The following is a 17,138-nucleotide window of genomic DNA, read 5'->3' as shown; positions in this document are numbered from 1 at the left end:
TATTTCAAACTGGCCATGGAAAACAAGGCCAGTTCTGCCGCAGGATGGTTCAATGATGATCCGCAGACTCACACAGCTCTTCACCGGCCTCGCCATGTACGGCATTTCGCTGGCCCTGTTCATCCGGGCCGGGCTCGGGCTGGACCCCTGGGACGTGTTCCACCAGGGCGTCGCCGGGAAGACAGGCCTGAGCATCGGCGTCGTGGTCATCATCGTCAGCTTCCTGGTGCTCCTGCTGTGGATTCCGCTGCGTCAATGGCCGGGTTTCGGCACACTCTGCAATGCCATCCTGGTGGGCGTGTTTGCCGACGTCGGGCTCGCCCTGATCCCCGCGTTCTCCCACCTTGGCGGCCAGATCGCGATGCTGGGCGGTGCGGTGGTGCTCAACGGGATTGCCTCCGCGTGCTACATCGGCGCCCGCTTCGGCCCCGGCGCCCGCGACGGTCTCATGACCGGCCTTGCCCGGCGCACGGGCTGGTCCGTGCGCCTGTCGCGGACACTAATCGAGGTGGTGGTGCTCGGTGCGGGCTGGCTCCTGGGCGGCTCGGTCGGCGTGGGTACCGTGGTCTATGCCCTGGCGATCGGCCCGCTGGTCCAGCTCCTGCTGCCGTACTTCATGGTGCCTGCCCGGGAACCGGCGGCCGCCGGAGGAACCTTGAGCGGCACCGGCAAAGCCGCCGATCCAGAGTCCGCGGACCGAGAGGACCAGCCGGAGGAACGTGTCGCCGCCTCCTGACGCGCATTTTCTCTGTGGACGCGCAAACGGCACGAGGACGCTCACATGTGCGCGTCCTCGTGCCGTTTGTGTGTCCCAGAGCCTCGGGCGTGTCCTGGTGCCTCATCAACCTCAGGCTTAGGCGCCGTCCAGCAGGGGCTGGCACTTGGGGCAGAAGTAGATGTCGCGTTCCTCGGTGACCGCGGGCGTACTTCCCGCGCCCGGGCCACCACGGCTCTCCGCCGCGGCCATGCCCGCACCACTGTTGCCGCGTGTGCCCGGCACGGTCTTCCCCAGCACGCCGTGCCGGATGGGGGTCCGGCAGCGCAGGCACGGCTGGTGCTCGCGCCGGTACACCCAGTAGCCCGGCCGGCCGGCTGCCCGGCCCACGGGGGTTCCGCGGGCGTTGAGCAGGGTGGTCCTGCGGCCCGGTCCGAGGTTTGCCTCGAGCAGCTGCTTGGCGTCCGCGAACATGGCCGGCCAGTCCTTCACCGCGGAGGCGGGCGACGCCGGGTGGATGCCGGCCAGGAAGCACACCTCGCAGCGGTAGATGTTCCCAATGCCCGCGAGGTTGCTCTGGTCCAGCAGGGCCACGCCCACCGGCACGTCCGGTTTCGCCGACACGCGCCGCTCCGCCTCGGCCGGGTCCCAGTCCGGACCCAGCAGGTCCGGGCCAAGGAAGCCCACAGCCTTGTCCTCCTCGCTGGTCTTGATCACCTCAAGCAGGCCAAGGGAAAATCCGACGGCGTCTGCCGCGGCGGTGCGAAGCACGCACCGGGCCGTGAACCCCGCCTTCCGCCACCGGCCGCCCGGCGGGTAGACCTGCCAGCTGCCCTCCATCTTCAGGTGCGAGTGGATGGTTAGCCGCTCCTGGGCGGGTCCTGCCAGCCGCATCAGCAGGTGCTTGCCGCGGGGGACAACCTCCTCCATGGTCCAGCCGGCCAGGTTCAGCGTGGCGAAGCGGGGCACGCGGAAGTCGGAGGCGAGAAGCTTCTGGCCGGCGAGGGCTGTGTGCAGCTGGTTGGCGGCCCGCCAGACGGAGTCGCCTTCAGGCACGGATCCTCAGCCCCTTCGGCGTGGTGTAGGCGCCGGCGGCCGTCAGGGCCGACGCTGTGGGGGTGTCGAGGATGTCATGGCCGTTGACCTTTTCCATCACGAGCTTGTCCACGGCACCCCGTTTCACCACGTCCACGACGGCGCTGGCCGCGGCGGCGAGGACTGACTCGTCCTCGGTGAACACCAGCAGTGTCTTGCCGCCCCGTTCGACGTACAGCACCAGCGCGCCGTCGACCAGCACCACGAGGGCGCCGGCCTTCCGCCCCGGCCGGTGCCCGCTGCCGGCTTCGACATTGCCGGCAGGCCACGGCAGGGCAGCGCCGTAGGGGTTGGCCGGGTCTGTTGCCGCGAGGGCCAGTGCCACGGGGTCCGGCTTGGCCAGCTGGGCGTCCTCGGTGTACGAGCGCAGCCGGTCGACGGTTGCGGGCACGGCGAACTGGGCGGCGCCGAGATGCTCGATGAAGTACCCCCGCCGGCACCGCCCTGCCTCCTCCAGCCGGGCCAGGACCTTGTACATGAGGCCGAACCCGCCCAGGATGTTCTCGGCCATGACGGATCCGCGCGTGACCACGCCGTACCTGTCCAGGAGCAGCTCCGCGGTGGCACGGGCGTGGATGGTGGGATCAAGCTCTGGCGTCGGCAGCGCAGACCACCGTCCTGCAGCGAGCGGCGGCGTGGGCACCGCGCCACCGGCAGAGCCGTACCGTCCGGCGGAAAGCCCCGGCGAACCGAGCAGGCCCGTGCCGTGCGACCGTCCCAGCCGGCTGAGGCGCGGCGCCCTGGCCCGCGGTGCCCGTGCAACCTGTTTGTGGGCGGTGTGCCCGCCGGCGATCAGGGCCCGGACCGGGGCGAACGTGTCCCCGGTGACCCGGCCGGCCCACGCCAGATCCCAGATGGCGGACACGACGTCCTGGTCGCCCAGTACCGCGTCCATGCCGCCGGCAATGTCCGTCAGCTGCCGGAAGAAGTAGCCGCCGCCGTTGGCCTGCAGGTGGTCCAGCAGCCGCCGCTGGGCGTCGCCCGGTTCAAAGTCGGGGGCAGGGTTCAGCGTCAGTTCCACCGAATCCGCCAGGTGCAGGCTGATCCAGCCGTCGTTGCCCGGCAGTGCACCGGCACCCGACCAGAGGACCTCGCCGGCGGCCATGAGCTCGTCCAGCATGGCGGGCTGGTAATTGGACACCCGGCTGGCCAGCACCAGCGGTTCCCAGGCCGAGGCGGGGATGGGCACGCCGGAGAGCTGGTCCACGGCGGTGATGATGCCGTCGAGTCCGCGCAGCGCCGGCTGTCCCCGCCCCGCGCCGGGCGTGCGGACATTCTGCCACGACGGCAGGAACCTGCCGTAGGCCGTGATGTCCACAGGCTCCACCTCGGCCCGCAGCGCGGCGAGCGAGCGGCGGCGGAGTTTGCGGAGGACCTCGGCGTCGCACCATTCGCTGCCGGAGAGGGACACTGCGGCAGCGGCGACTGCCGACGCGGCCGCCGCTTCCGCGACGGGGTCAAGACCGGAATCGGAATCGGCTTGGTGCGTGGCCGTTGCCGGACCTTCGCCGGCGGGCTCCCCGGCAGCCGTCTCGGCGTGGGGCCGGAACTCGCCTTCCACCACGCGGCCGTCGGCCGCCAGCCGCTTCAGTGCGGTTCCGACGACGGCGGCACCAAGTCCCAGCCTCGCCGCGGCTTCAGTGGCGGTGAACGGGCCATGGGTGCGGGCATAGCGTGAGACGAGGTCGCCCAGCGGGTCGGCCACCGGCTCGATGAAGGCAAGCGGAACGCCCATGGGCAGCGGGACACCGATCGCGTCGCGCAACCTGGCGGCGTCCTCCACCGCGGCAAAGCGTTCGACGCCGGCGATGGTCACCTTGATGGCCCGGTTGGCCCGCTGCAGGGCGGCAAGGTGGGCGGCGGCCTCTGCAACTGTCGCCTCGGAGGGCGTGGTTTCGACGGGCTCGGTTTCGAGAGACTCAACCAGCGGGGTTCCCTCGGTTTCGACAGGCTCAACCAGCGGGGTTTCGGCGGGTTCCGCTGGCGGGGCGAGGCGGGCCGCGACCTCCCCGGGGTCCAGGGGACCGAGCAGCCGGAGGAGATCCGCCACGCCCTCGAGGCCGCGGACCTTCCGGTCGGGGGCAAGGCGCTGCAGTTCGCGTTCGGTGGCGTCGATGACCCGGGCGTCCAGAAGCTCCCGCAGCTCCACACGGCCCAGGAGTTCATTGAGCAGCGTGGAGTCCAGCGCCAGTGCGGCCGCCCGGCGTTCGGCAAGCGGTGAATCGCCCTCGTAGAGGAACTGCGCCACGTAGCCGAACAGCAGGGACTTGGCGAACGGGGACGGCTGCTGCGTGGTGGTCTGGACAATCCGGAGCTCGCGCCGCTCCACCGAGGCGGCAATATCCTTCAGCGCCGGAAGATCGTACACATCCTGCAGGCATTCGCGGACGGTTTCCAGCACGATCGGGAACGATGGGTACTTCCGGGCCACATCCAGCAGCTGCGCGGACCGCTGGCGCTGCTGCCACAGCGGCTGCCGCTTGCCGGGGGTCTGCCGGGGCAGCAGCAGGGCACGCGCGGCACATTCGCGGAAGCGCGACGCGAACAGGGCACTGCCGCCCACCTCGGCGGTGACGATCTGCTCCAGCTCCTCGGGGTCAAAGAGGAACAGTTCGGCGCCGGGAGGTTCGTCCTCCATCATGGGCACGCGGAGCACGATGCCGTCGTCGGCGGCCATGGCCGACCCGTCCAGGCCGTACCGCTGGTGCAGCCGCTGGCCCACCGCGAGGGCCCACGGCGCGTGGACGGGCATGCCGAAGGGACTGTGCAGAATGACCCGCCAGTCGCCCAGTTCGTCGTGGAACCGTTCCACCACGAGGGTTGTATCGCTGGGGACCACTTCTGTGGCCAGCTTCTGTTCGGACAGGTACTGCAGGAGGTTGTTGGCGGCGAAGTCGTCAAGGCCGCTGGCCTTGCAGCGATCGGTGGCAGGGCCGGCGTCGGACGCTGACAGTTCGCGGACAAACGCGCCAAGGGCGCGGCCCAGGTCCACGGGGCGCCCCAGCGAGTCGCCTTTCCAGAAGGGCAGCTTGCCGGGCTGGCCGAAGGCGGGGGAGACGAGTACGCGGTCGTGCGTGATGTCCTCGATCTTCCAGCTGGTGGCGCCCAGCGCAAAGATGTCGCCCACGCGGGATTCGTACACCATCTCCTCGTCGAGCTCGCCGACCCGCCGGCCGCCCTTGGCCGGGGCCGTGCCTGAACCCTTGCCGTCAGAGGCGCCCGTAGGCGAGGCCGATCCCTCCGTCTCCGTGCCGATGATGTAGACGCCGAACAGTCCGCGGTCCGGGATGGTGCCGCCGGACGTGACCGCCAGCCGCTGGGCGCCCGGCCTGCCCTCGATGGTCCCGGCGTTGCGGTCCCAGACGATCCGGGGGCGGAGTTCGGCGAATTCATCCGAAGGATAGCGCCCGGCCAGCAGGTCCAGCGTGGCCTCGAAGGCTGACCGGGGGAGCGTGGCGAACGGCGCCGAGCGGCGGACGGTGGAGAACCATTCCTCCACATCGATGCTGCCCAGCGCCGTGGCCGCGACCGTCTGCTGGGCCAGGATGTCCAGGGGGTTGGCCGGAACGCTCAGCCGCTCGATCTTGCCGTCCAGCATGCGCTCAACGGTGATGGCGGTGTGCACGAGGTCGGCCCGGTGCTTGGGGAACAGATAGCCCTGGGAGATCTCGCCCACCTGGTGCCCGGCACGGCCCACCCGCTGCAGCCCGCTGGCCACCGACGGCGGCGACTCGACCTGCACCACGAGGTCCACGGCGCCCATGTCGATGCCGAGTTCCAGGGATGACGTGGCAACCACGCAGCGCAGCCGGCCGGACTTCAGGTCATCCTCGATCAGGGCGCGCTGGTCCTTGGACACGGAGCCATGGTGGGCCCGGGCCAGCAGCGGATCTGCCCCCGCGGTGCTGCCCGCCTGCGCCATCATGTGCGCCGGCGTGGCGGTCGACGCCGGAACACCGGCGGACGGCGGTGGAGCGGGGTCATCCCAGCCGCCGCCCACTGTCAGGAGCTGGCGTTCCGCGTGGATCTCGTTGAGCCGCGCGGTCAGGCGTTCCGCCAGCCGGCGCGAGTTGGCAAAGACGATGGTGGACTGGTTGGCGAGCACCAGGTCCACGATCTTTTCCTCCACATGGGGCCAGATGGAGGCCTGCGGCTGCAGCCCGGAGGCCGGCCCGGAATCGAAGGCTCCGGCGGCGCCCTGCAGATCGGACATGTCCTCCACCGGGACGGACACCGTGAGGTCCCAGTTCTTCCGCGAGGGAGGGGCCACGATCTCCACGGGTGCCGAACCAGCCAGGAACTGTGCCACGAGTTCCCGCGGCTCGACCGTGGCAGAGAGCCCGATCCGCTGCGCCGGCGCGGGCAGCAAAGCGTCGAGCCGTTCCAGCGAGACGGCGAGATGCGCGCCGCGCTTGGTGCCGGCCACGGCGTGGACCTCGTCCACGATGACGGTGTCCACCTCGCTGAGCGTTTCCCGCGCCCTGGACGTGAGCATCAGGAAGAGGGACTCGGGTGTGGTGATCAGGATGTCCGGCGGGTTGCTGAGCAGGGCGCGGCGGTCCGAGGCGGGCGTGTCGCCGGACCGGACACCGACGGTGATCAGCGGAGCCGGCAGGTCCAGCCGCTTGGCCGTTTGCGTGATGCCGATAAGGGGCGAGCGGAGGTTGCGTTCGACGTCGACGCCAAGCGCCTTGAGCGGGGAGATATACAGTACGCGGGTTTTCCGCTTGGGCTTGCGCGCCCGGGACTGTTTGGCCTTGGCGCCGGCAGGTGCCTCTTCGAGGCCGGGCAGCACCTCGGCGCTGGCCCCCGCCGGCTCGGGCAAAGCGGCAGCCGGTGCAGCAGACCCCGACATCAGGAGCCGGTCCAGCGCCCAGAGGAACGCGGCCAGGGTCTTGCCGGAGCCGGTGGGCGCAACTACGAGGGCATGCGAGCCGGACGAAATCGCGTTCCAGGCGCCCTGCTGGGCGGGCGTGGGCTCGGAAAACGCACCATGGAACCACTCCCTGGTGGGCCGGCTGAACTGGCCCATCGGGTCCCCGGCGGACGTGCCGGTGGAGGTACCGGCGGGCTCCTGCGACTGCATGCCTCCATCATGCCTCACGGCACTGACACCGGCAGAAGCACCAGAACGCCCTACCCTGCCGGGGGAAGGTCGCGGGTGGCCGGCCCCTCCAGCACCTGGCCGTCACTGCTGAACCGGGAGCCGTGCAGGGGACAGTCCCACGACTTCTCGTTGTCATTCCAGTGCAGGATTCCGCCCAGGTGCGTGCAGACCGCGGACAGGCTGCACGTGGTTCCATCGACGGTGGACGTGGCCACGGGCTTCCGCCCGCGCATCGTCACTGTGCCCGTGCCCTCTGCCGGAGCCGCGCCGTCCGACGGCGGCAGCTGCCGCACTCTGCCCCAGTCCTTCGCCAGCGTGGCGGCCACGCCGGCGTTGAGGCTGACGGCCGAGGCAGCGCCCGGAGGCGACGTCACGCGCCGGTGGATGGTGTTGGCCCACGGCAGCTGGCCGCCGAGGATGTCCGCCGCGATGCCCAGGGAGGCCGCCACCGCGTTGGTCATGCCCCACTTGTTGTAGCCCGTGGCGAAGAGGATGCGCCCGCGGCCGCGGGGGAGCTTGCCGAAGAACGGCATGAGGTTGGTGGCCTGGTAATCCTGTGCGGACCACGTGTGGGTGACGGTGGCGCCAGGGAAATGCTGCTGCGCCCATGACAGGACGTTCTCCAGGTGCGCCTGTTCCGAACGTGCCCTGCCCACCGGGTGCCCGTTGCCGCCCACCAGCAGGAGGTTCCGGCCGTCCGCCGGGTAGTCCCGGATGGAGCGCACGGGCTGTTCCACGGAAATGTACATGCCTTCCGGGGGCGTCGCGTTCCCTGCGAGCTCCAGTGCCGCGGCGTAGGAGCGGTTCGGCTTGAGCTTGGCGAAGTAGAGGCCGCGGTTCAGGATGGGGCTGCCGGTGGCCAGCACCACGGAGTCGGCCTGGACCGATCCGCGGTCAGTGTGGACGGTCGACGGCGCCGCGCCGGTGACGTTCCGGACCCTGACCCCGGTGACGATGCGGCCGCCGTGGCTCCGGACGTCCTCGGCCAGGGCAGTGAGCACGTCCATGGGGTTGATCTGGGCCTGCCCGCGAAGTCGAACCGCTCCCCGGATGGGAAACGGCAGCCCCGCATCGCGCACGTAGTCCACTTCCAGGTCGGCGGCGAGGGCAGCCGTAAGCTCCCCGCGGACTGCCTCAGTGCCCTGCTGCGTGGCGGCATAGGTGTAGGCGTCGCGCAGCTGGAACGGCACCCCGCGCTCCTCCATGTACCGCAGCAGCCACGCCTGCCCCTCCCGGTTGCCGGACACATAGGCGTCCACCACCTTCTGGGGGTACTGCTGCCGGAGGGCGGAAAGCACGGTGCCCTGCAGCAGGGTGACTTTGGCGGTGGTGTTTCCGGTGGCCACGGCGCCCAGTTCGCGTGCCTCCAGGACAAGCACGTCCTGTCCAGAGCGGGCCAACAGCAGGGCCGTGGTCAGACCGGTCAGGCCCGCACCCACCACCACGGTGTCGAAGGACTCACCGGGGGTGAACGGATCGCCGGTGAAAGTGTCGGTACGGTCCAACCAGAGTGACGTCACGTGTCTCAACCTGCCTTTGGCCTGCGTCTTTGTCGCGGGGCGCTCCCGCGGCAGGCCCGGCGCTGCCAGCCAGGACCCCGACGTAATCGCAAGTGTACTTACGGAGTTGGGGCCCGAACAGGCTTGGGGCAGGGCAAGTTGCTCGGGGCAAGCTTTGCGCTAGCGGGCCTGGAATGCGCCGATGGTCAGGAGCTGGATGGACGCGTTGCTGCAGGCATCCGAGGGCCGCGCCACGAACAGCGACGCCGTGTCCTCCGGCGGGTAAACCCGGAATCCGGCGGCAGCCGTCTTGGTGCAGTCCGGGTAGTTGCCCGCCTGCGTGTAGCGCAGCACCGCGGTGCCTGACTTCCCGGGGGCCAGCAGGACGTCCTGGACGGCCACCGAGGTGTCGCGCTGGGCCGGGGCGCCGATCGGCTGGCCGTTGGGTCCGGTGGTCAGGGACACGCCCGCGAACCCTTTCAGGTGGCAGGGGGCCTTGCCGGTGTTGGTGAGGATCAGCTCCATGTAGACGCTGCCGGCGGCACCGCCGCCTGTGGCGTCCGTGGTGGCCTTCAGTCCTGAGGCCTTGCATAGCTGGGTGCCGGCAGCGGTGGATTGCGGTGCCGCTGACGTCGTAGTCGGCGAGGCCGCCTGCGATTGGGAAGGTGAAGCAGGGGACGACGGCGGGGCGGACGTTTCAGGGGCCGCGTACGTACTGGGGGTGGTTGAGCCCGGCGCCGGTTCGGTTGTCCCCTGAGTGGCGGGCTGGCTTGGTCCGCAGGCGGTGAGCAGCAGCGCCAGTGCGGCAGCCGCCGTCGTGCCTGTTAGTCCGTTTTTGATTCGCTGAGGCCTCATGGGTTTAACTTTGCTGGCGTTCCTGCCGGAGTCAACGAAGGCGCGGCGGAGACCCCGATTTGATGCCCGGATTGTGACATCGGAGGCGGGGAGATTCCCGTTCGGTTAGAAATGATTCCGATCGACGTTGATGCAACGATAAACCAATTTTGTAGCGCAGAATTAGTCAATTCGGGCGGAAAAGTTGCGTTGATCTGCAGTTTTCGGTGTGACAAAATGAACTTGGTCTCACTTGTCCACACCTTGTAGGAAATCCAAAAGCCCGCAAGGAACTACTGCTTGTAGTCTGGCCGCGGTCCATCATCACTCCCGCTGCCGGAAGTGTCCTCCAAGAAGGAGGATGCGCAGGGTTGAGGGGAGACAGCTCGGCACTCGTCCGTGGCAACGCCGCCGCGGACGTACCTGAAGAGGCGCATCAGTCATTGGTTTCCGGCAACGCCGCCGAAGCCAATAACGATGGGGGCTGAGGTTATGACCGGTTGGCTTGTCCGCTGGAGTCTTAAGTTTCGATTGATCGTTTTAGCCGCTGCTGCCGGCATTCTGGGGTTCGGATTAACTGCCCTGCCGTCCATGCCAGTGGATAATTTGCCAGAATTCTCTCCGCCGCACGTGGAGATCCAAACCGAGGCACTGGGCCTGTCCGCCGTCGAGGTCGAACAGCTTATTACCTCGCCCATGGAGGCCGACCTGCTGAACGGGGTCGCCTGGCTCGACGAAATCCGTTCGAAGTCAGTTCCGGGCCTCTCCTCGATTGAGATGGTTTTTGAACCCGGCACCGATATTCTCCGCGCCCGGCAGCTCGTTGCGGAGCGGCTGACGCAGGCTTTCGCGCTGCCCAACGTGTCATCTCCGCCGGTACTGATGCAGCCGCTCTCTTCGACCAGCCGCGTCATGATGGTGCAGATGACCTCCCAGGACGTGTCGCCGATCGACATGTCCGTCCTGGCCCGCTGGGACGTCAAGCCGGCGCTGATGGGTGTCCCGGGCGTGGCCAACGTCTCCATCTACGGCCAGCGTGAACAGCAGCTGCAGGTTCAGGTGGATCCGAAGCAGCTCCGCGCGAAGAACGTCACGCTTAATCAGGTGGTGGAGACTGCAGGCAACGCCGTGTGGGTGTCCCCGCTGAGCTTCCTGGAAGCATCAACCCCGGGCACGGGCGGCTTCCTCGAGTCCGCCAACCAGCGCATCGGCATCCAGCACGTGCTTCCGATCCGGACACCAGCAGACCTCGGCAAGGTCAGCGTCGAAGGCGCCACCGACAAGTCGCTGACGCTGGCTGACGTCACCACCCTGAGTGAAGACCACCAGCCGCTGATCGGCGACGCCGTCACGGGCAAGACGCCCGGCCTGCTGCTGGTCATCGAGAAGTTCCCGGATACCAGCGTCGCCGACGTGACGCAGGGTGTTGAGGCCGTACTGGACGGCCTGCGTCCGGGCCTGTCCGGAATCACGGTGGACTCCACGGTGTTCCGCCCGGCCTCATTCGTTGAATCCGCCGTCGGCAGCCTGGGCCTTGCCCTGCTGGTCAGCCTCCTGGTGGTCACCGCGGCTATCGGCATCGCATTCCGCTCCTGGCGGTACGCCGTGCTGGCCCTCGTGTCCATTTCCGTGGCGGCCATGGCTGCGGCGCTGGTGCTGCAGTTCCAGGGAGCGGTCCTGAACGTCATGGCGTTTGCCGGCCTGGTCCTTGCGCTGCTTGTTGTGATCGGCGATGTCATCACCGACCTGCACAGCTTCCGGCGGGAATCGGCCGATGACCGCGTTTCGCGTGAGGCCCTGCTGGCCCACGGGCTGCAGCGGTCCCGGGTTCCTGTCCTGTTCGCCGGACTGACCGCGCTGCTTGCCCTGGCACCGGCGCTGTTCGTGCCGGGCGTGGAGGGCGCTTTCCTGAAGCCCCTGGTGCTGTCCTACCTGCTGGCCACGGCCGTGGCAATGCTGGTCGCGCTGACAGTCACGCCCGCCCTCGCGAGCCTGCTGCTGCGGGGTCACCGGCGTCCCCGGCGCAGCCTTTCCGTGGTCCGCAAAGTGCGGCTCGGCTACGAGCGTTCGGCGCGGGCCTTCACCGGAACGGTGGCCACGGTGTTCGCCCTTGCGGCGGCGGCAATGGCCATCGCAGCACTTGCCATCGTCCCTGCCGCCACGAAGGAACTTCCCGTTGTGGCCGCTGTTCCGGACCGGACCCTCCTCGTGGAATGGGAAGCGGCGGCAAGCACCGGTACCGACGTGATGAACAGGGTCATGACCAACGCCAGCGAAGAGCTCAGCGGCATCCGCGGAGTCTCCTCCGTGGGCGGCCACGTGGGACGCGCCATTACCTCCGATACCTCCTCCGATGTCAACGCCGGCGAGCTCTGGGTGACCATGGAGGACGGCGTCAACATCAGCAGGGTGCGCTCTGAAGTGCGGGAGATTGTTGAGGGATACCCGGGCCTGACGGCCAAGGTCACCACCTACCCGGAGCAGCAGGTTGCTGCTGCCAGCGCTATCGACAACAGGCAGTTCAGGGTCCGCGTTTTCGGTGTGGACCTGGACATCCTCCGCCAGAAGGCAGAGGAAGTCCGCGGGATCCTGTCGCGTACAAACGGCGTGGTTGACCCTCAGATGGACGTCACCGTAGACCAGCCGGTTGCGGAAATCGAGGTGGACCTGGCCAAGGCGCAGAAGCAGGGGATCAAACCCGGCGACGTCAGGCGGGCGGCGGCCACCGTCCTGCAGGGCATCGAGGTGGGATACCTGTTCGAGCAGCAGAAGGTCTTCCAGGTGATCGTCAAGGGCACGGAAGCCACCCGTAACAGCCTGAGCAGCGTTACCGACATGATGGTCGACAAGCCCGAAGGCGGACAGGTCCGGCTGGGTGACGTGGCCACGGTCACGCTTCGCCCCAACCAGACGGTGATCCACCATGACGACACCTCCCGGCGCATCGACGTCGTGGCCAACATCCAGGGCCGCAACCTGGGTGATGTCACCCGGGACGTCCAGGCCGCCATCAAGGGAATGCAGTTCCCGGTGGAGTACCACGCTGAGATCCCGCCGCAGTACGCCGAAAAGCAGGCCGCCGGTGCGTTCATATGGTGGCTCGCCCTCGCGGCGGCGGCCGGCATCCTGGTCCTGCTGCTGACGGTCCTGGGCAACTGGCGCCTCGCCGGGCTGGTGTTCCTGCTGTTGCCCGTGGCACTGTCCGGCGGCATCCTCGCCGCAGACCTGGGCGGCGGTTTCGGCTCCGTCTACGTGCTGGTGGCCCTGGCGGCGGTGCTCGCCCTGGCTATCCGGGACGTGGTCATGCTGATGGGAACATACCAGTCACTGCAGTCCCGCGCCCCGTCGGATTCGCCGGCTCATCTCATGCGTCAGGCGGCCGGGGAGCGGCTTCTTCCAACGGTTCTGACCACCGTGATCACCGGACTGGCACTGGTGCCGCTGGTGCTGCTCGGCGGCCCGGTCGGCGGGGGCATGATCCTTCCGCTGGCACTGGTTGTGTGGGGCGGGCTCATCACCTCTGCCCTGCTGACCCTCTTTATTCTGCCGATCCTCTTCCTCCGCATTGGTCCGCGCTCCAACACGGACTGGGGGAGCTCATTGGTGATTAACAACGGACCGGTTCTGGCAGAGAGGTCGGAATTGTCATGAAAAGCAATAGTGGTTTTGGGGTTTGGCGCCCTGTTCTCGTGCTGGCCTGCGCAGCGTCTATGGGACTCTCCGGGTGCGCGACGGTAAAAACGACGGCGGCGCCCGCCGGGCAGGCAGCGTCCACCATGGAGAAGGCCGGCCCTGACCTGAACCGGCTGACCCTCACGGACAAGGCAGTGGAAAGGCTGGGTGTCACCACGGTCAAGGTGGCCAAGGGTGAAGGCAGCCCGCTGCAGGTGCCGTACGGCGCCCTGGTCTACGATGCCAACGGCAAGACCTGGGTTTACACGAATCCCGAGCCGCGGACGTACATCCGGGCCGCAGTGACGGTGGACAAGATCGCCGACAACAATGTGCAGCTCCGGTCCGGTCCGCCGGCAGGAACCGATGTTGTCACCGTTGGTGCCGCGGAGCTGTTCGGCGCCGAATTCGGCACAAAGGGTCACTGACATGCGCCGGATTGTCGGGTTCAGCCTGAAATTCCGCGCCTTGGTGGTGGCCATCGCGGTGGCAATGATGGCGTTCGGCGGCGTCCAGCTCAGCACGGCCTCGGTGGATGTGTTTCCCGAATTCGCCCCGCCGAAGGTGGAGATCCAGACCATTGCCATTGGCCTGACCGCCGCCGAGGTGGAGCAGCTGGTGACCGTTCCGCTCGAAGACGCCCTCAACGGCGTCGAGGGCCTGGACGAGATCCGCTCCAAGTCCGTGGAGCAGCTGTCCTCGATCGTGCTCATTTTCGCCCCGGGGGCGGACCTGCTCAAGGCCCGCCAGCTGGTCTCGGAGCGGATCGCCACCGTCACGCCGTCGCTGCCCACCTGGGCGGCGCCGCCGGTGATGCTGCAACCGCTGTCGTCCACGAGCCGGGTCATGAAGATCGGCCTGACGTCGGACCAGCGGTCGCTGATGGAAATGTCCATGATCACGTACTGGAAGATCCGCGCCCACCTGCTGCGGGTCCCGGGCGTGGCCAACGTGGCCATCTGGGGCGAGCGCCTGCAGATGCTGCAGGTGCAGGCCATCCCGGAGAAGCTGAAGGCGAACGACGTCAGCCTGAACCAGGTCATGGAAGTCACCGCCAATGCCCTTGACGCCGGCCTGCTGCAGTACTCGCCGGGTTCCGTCATCGGCACCGGCGGCCACATTGAGACGCCCAACCAGCGGCTCAGCATCCAGCACGTGCTGCCGATCACCACTCCGAAGGACCTCGCGGAGATCACCATCGAGGAAAAGAACGGGAAGCCGCTCCGCCTCGGTGATGTGGCCAACGTCGTGGAAGACCACCAGCCGCTCATCGGCGACGCCGTGATCAACCAGGGCGAAGGGCTGATGCTCATCGTCGAGAAACTTCCGTGGGGCAACACCCTGGAAGTCACCAGGGGAGTGGAAGCAGCTCTGGAACAGATGCAGCCGGGACTCAGCGGCATCACCGTTGATACGGAGATCTTCCGGCCGGCAACGTTCATCGAGGAGTCCCTCAACAACCTCAGCCGCGCGCTGATGCTGGGCTGCATCCTCGTGGTGCTGGTGCTGGGCGCGTTCCTCTTCCAGTGGCGCACGGCGCTGATCAGCCTGATCGCCATCCCGCTGTCGCTGGTGACGGCGGCGTCGGTCCTCTACCTCACGGGAGCATCGGTGAACACCATGGTCCTGGCGGGGCTGGTGATTGCCGTCGGGGTGGTGGTGGATGATGCGATCATCGACATCGAGAACATCATCCGAAGACTCCGGCAGCACCGGGCTGAAGGCGGCACAAGATCCACGGCATCGGTGGTCCTGGAGGCCTCGCTGGAGGTCCGCGGGCCGATCATCTACGCCACATTGATCATCATCGCCGCGGCGGTGCCGATCTTCTTCCTCCAGGGACTGACCGGAGCCTTCTTCAGGCCGCTGGCCATCTCCTACACCCTGGCCGTGCTGGCGTCGATGCTCGTGGCGCTGACCGTTACCCCCGCGCTGGCCCTGATCTTCATGCGGAAAGTTCCGCTGAAGGAGCAGGAACCGCCGCTGGTGAGGGTGCTCAAGCGGGGTTACCGTGCGGTGCTGAGCCGGATGGTGAGGCGGCCCGTGGCCGGGTACGCGACCTTCGGCGCCATGGCGGCCATCGGTGCTGTCACGGCACCGCTGCTCGGGCAGTCGCTGCTGCCTGACTTCAAGGAGCGCGACTTCCTGATGCATTGGCTGACACAGCCGGGCACGTCGGTTTCGGAGGAGTACCGCGTCAGCCAGAAGGCCTGCGAGGAACTTCTGACGATCCCCGGGGTCCGGAACTGCGGCTCGCACATCGGGCAGGCCTTCAACGCGGATGAAGTGGTGGGTGTGTACTTCGGTGAGAACTGGATCAGCATCGACCCGGCAGTCGACTATGACAAGACGCTGAAGTCAATCCACGAAGTGGTGGACGGCTATCCCGGCATCGTCCGGGACGTCCAGACCTATCTGAAGGAGAGAATCCGTGAGGTTCTCACCGGAGCCAGCAACGCCGTCGTCGTCCGGCTTTACGGGGACGACCTGGCGCTTCTGCGCTCCAAGGCGGCGGAAATCCACTCCATCTTCGACGCCACCGAAGGGGCCGTTGACGTCCAGACGGCGCTGCAAAAGGACATCCCGCAGCTCAACATCGAGGTGGATCTGGCCAAGGCCCAGAGCTACGGGCTGAAGCCGGGCGACGTCCGCCGGGCCGCGGCCTGGCTGGTGGCCGGCGAGGAAGTCGGCGACGTCTACCGGGGCGGCAAGGCCTACGACGTCCAAGTGTGGAGCCCGCCGGAGGTCCGTTCGGATATCAGCAGCATCAGGAACCTGCCGATCGATACACCGAGCGGGCAGAAGATCCTGCTGTCCGATGTGGCGAGCGTCCAGGTCAAGCCGACCCCCAACGTCATCCAGCGCGATGCGCACTCCCGGCGCATCGACATCCAGGCCAACGTGAAGGAAGGCACCCTGGGCAGCGTGGTTGCGGCCATGGAGGAAGGGCTCAAGAAAGTGGAGCTGCCTCCGGGGTTCCGTACCCAGATCCTGGGTGAGTTCCAGGAGCGCCAGGCGGCGACCAACACCCTGCTGACACTCGCCATCGGGGCGCTGGCCGTGATCTACCTGCTCCTGCAGGTGGCCTTCGGCAGCTGGCGGCTGGCCACGCTGGTGATCCTCACCCTCCCGATTGCGCTGGTGGGCGGAGTGTTCGCCGCCTTCATGGGCGGAGGTGTCCTGTCTTTGGGGTCCATTGTGGGCTTCCTGACGGTCATGGGCATCGCGGCCCGGAACGGCATCCTGCTCATCAACCACTGCCAGCACCTGGAGAAGTACGAGGGTGAAAAGTTCGGTCCGGAACTGGTCCTGCGGGGCGCCGGGGAACGCCTCTCGCCGATCCTCATGACCACCCTGGCCACGGGGCTTGCCCTGGTGCCGCTGGTGGTCCTGGGGAACATCCCCGGCCATGAGATTGAACATCCCATGGCCCTGGTGATCCTCGGCGGGCTGGTCACGTCCACCCTGCTCAACCTGTTTGTGGTTCCGTCGCTGTACCTTCGGTTCGCCAAGCCGAAGGCCCAGCGGCACCAGGCGCCGCCTGAGCCGGTCCTGGCTAACGCCTAGCCGCCAACCTGCTGGTCCGTCCGCCGCCCACGCCCCGCAACCCGCGGAACGTGGGCGGCGGTGGTGCGGGGACGGGATCCGTACTGGTCCCGGCACGGCGGCGCCGCAACTCCAGCGCCAGGCTCTCCTGGCCGCGGGCCATCGCCCAGCGGTGGTTGGCGGAGAAACCGGGTTTCAGCAGCCAGCTGAGCCGCCTGAGCAGCGGCTTCGTGGCGCTGACGCGCCAGTCATAGGTGATCACGACCTCCGGGCCGTCCTGTTCGAACGTCCAGCGGCCGGTCCCGTCCAGGTCCCCCGTGGCGCGGATCGCGAAGCCCGTGCTGGTGATCGGTTCCGTGACGGTCAGGGTCCAGCGGAGGGTGTAGGGGAGCCAGCCCTTGGTGTGCAGTTTGGCCATCCGCCCCACGCCGTTCTCCGTGCCCGGATGGATGAGGTCCACCCGGAGGTAGACGGACGGCCACCACCGGGCCAGCCCGACGGGGTCGCCCAGGATCTGCGCGACGTCGTCAGCGGTCCCGGCCACGCGCCAGACCGTGAAAAAGGTGTAGTCCGTGCTCTTGGTGCCCTTGGCGTTCATGTGTGCCTCCTGCTTTCTCCTGGCCGCTTCCGCCGCGCAAAGATCTGCAACCATTCAAGCGCGTGCCGCCCG

Annotated in this window: 9 protein-coding genes; 4 read left to right on the top strand and 5 right to left on the bottom strand. The window is 67.9% G+C overall.

Annotated features, from left to right (window positions below):
- Window positions 1–52 precede the first annotated feature (52 nt).
- Window positions 53–736 carry a membrane protein YczE gene (gene yczE, locus R5O87_RS10115; protein WP_410555184.1) on the top strand — a complete coding sequence of 228 codons (684 nt, stop codon included), beginning with the start codon at window positions 53–55 and terminating at the stop codon, window positions 734–736.
- A gap of 117 nt (window positions 737–853) precedes the next feature.
- Here yczE and R5O87_RS10110 read toward each other — a convergent pair whose 3' ends face one another.
- The 4 genes from R5O87_RS10110 to R5O87_RS10095 form a co-directional block, all read right to left on the bottom strand.
- Window positions 854–1,771: an Fpg/Nei family DNA glycosylase gene (locus R5O87_RS10110; protein ID WP_410555183.1), complete on the bottom strand. Its 918-nt coding sequence runs from the start codon at window positions 1,769–1,771 to the stop codon at window positions 854–856.
- Window positions 1,764–6,896, bottom strand: coding sequence for an Lhr family ATP-dependent helicase (locus tag R5O87_RS10105; RefSeq protein WP_410555182.1), 5,133 nt, complete (start codon window positions 6,894–6,896; stop codon window positions 1,764–1,766). The genes R5O87_RS10110 and R5O87_RS10105 overlap by 8 nt, the downstream gene beginning before the upstream one ends.
- Before the next feature lie 50 nt (window positions 6,897–6,946).
- The gene (locus R5O87_RS10100; RefSeq protein WP_410555181.1) at window positions 6,947–8,437 is read right to left on the bottom strand and encodes an FAD-dependent oxidoreductase; all 1,491 of its coding nucleotides are present in this window, start codon (window positions 8,435–8,437) and stop codon (window positions 6,947–6,949) included.
- A 159-nt stretch (window positions 8,438–8,596) separates the two neighbouring features.
- On the bottom strand, window positions 8,597–9,271 hold the full coding sequence (locus R5O87_RS10095) for a DUF4232 domain-containing protein (RefSeq protein ID WP_410555180.1): 675 nt from the start codon (window positions 9,269–9,271) through the stop codon (window positions 8,597–8,599).
- Window positions 9,272–9,727: 456 nt separating this feature from the next.
- On the opposite strand from R5O87_RS10095, the gene R5O87_RS10090 reads away from it, so the two are divergent.
- The 3 genes from R5O87_RS10090 to R5O87_RS10080 are packed head-to-tail and all read left to right on the top strand — an operon-like array spanning window position 9,728 to window position 16,489.
- A complete protein-coding gene (locus R5O87_RS10090; protein ID WP_410555179.1) occupies window positions 9,728–12,901 on the top strand; it encodes an efflux RND transporter permease subunit in 3,174 nt (1,057 codons plus the stop codon).
- On the top strand, window positions 12,898–13,350 hold the full coding sequence (locus tag R5O87_RS10085; RefSeq protein WP_410555178.1) for an efflux RND transporter periplasmic adaptor subunit: 453 nt from the start codon (window positions 12,898–12,900) through the stop codon (window positions 13,348–13,350). Before R5O87_RS10090 ends, R5O87_RS10085 begins: the two co-directional genes overlap by 4 nt.
- A gap of 1 nt (window position 13,351) precedes the next feature.
- The gene (locus R5O87_RS10080; protein ID WP_410555177.1) at window positions 13,352–16,489 is read left to right on the top strand and encodes an efflux RND transporter permease subunit; all 3,138 of its coding nucleotides are present in this window, start codon (window positions 13,352–13,354) and stop codon (window positions 16,487–16,489) included.
- Here the strand turns inward: R5O87_RS10080 and R5O87_RS10075 are convergent.
- On the bottom strand, window positions 16,479–17,066 hold the full coding sequence (locus R5O87_RS10075) for an SRPBCC family protein (protein ID WP_410555176.1): 588 nt from the start codon (window positions 17,064–17,066) through the stop codon (window positions 16,479–16,481). The genes R5O87_RS10080 and R5O87_RS10075 overlap by 11 nt on opposite strands.
- Between the last annotated feature and the right edge of the window lie 72 nt (window positions 17,067–17,138).

The sequence above is a fragment of the Arthrobacter globiformis genome (genome assembly GCF_046536215.2).
Taxonomy (GTDB): domain Bacteria; phylum Actinomycetota; class Actinomycetes; order Actinomycetales; family Micrococcaceae; genus Arthrobacter; species Arthrobacter globiformis_E.
Note: the sequence above shows the minus strand (reverse complement) of the source record. Positions and strands in the feature narration are given on the sequence as shown.

Excerpts from the sequence above, each read along its gene's own strand:
- R5O87_RS10090 (WP_410555179.1), top strand. The coding sequence starts at position 9,728 with ATGGGGGCTGAGGTTATGACCGGTTGGCTTGTCCGCTGGAGTCTTAAG.
- R5O87_RS10105 (WP_410555182.1), bottom strand. The coding sequence starts at position 6,896 with ATGCAGTCGCAGGAGCCCGCCGGTACCTCCACCGGCACGTCCGCCGGG.
- R5O87_RS10085 (WP_410555178.1), top strand. The coding sequence starts at position 12,898 with ATGAAAAGCAATAGTGGTTTTGGGGTTTGGCGCCCTGTTCTCGTGCTG.
- yczE (WP_410555184.1), top strand. The coding sequence starts at position 53 with ATGATGATCCGCAGACTCACACAGCTCTTCACCGGCCTCGCCATGTAC.
- R5O87_RS10080 (WP_410555177.1), top strand. The coding sequence starts at position 13,352 with ATGCGCCGGATTGTCGGGTTCAGCCTGAAATTCCGCGCCTTGGTGGTG.
- R5O87_RS10075 (WP_410555176.1), bottom strand. The coding sequence starts at position 17,066 with ATGAACGCCAAGGGCACCAAGAGCACGGACTACACCTTTTTCACGGTC.
- R5O87_RS10095 (WP_410555180.1), bottom strand. The coding sequence starts at position 9,271 with ATGAGGCCTCAGCGAATCAAAAACGGACTAACAGGCACGACGGCGGCT.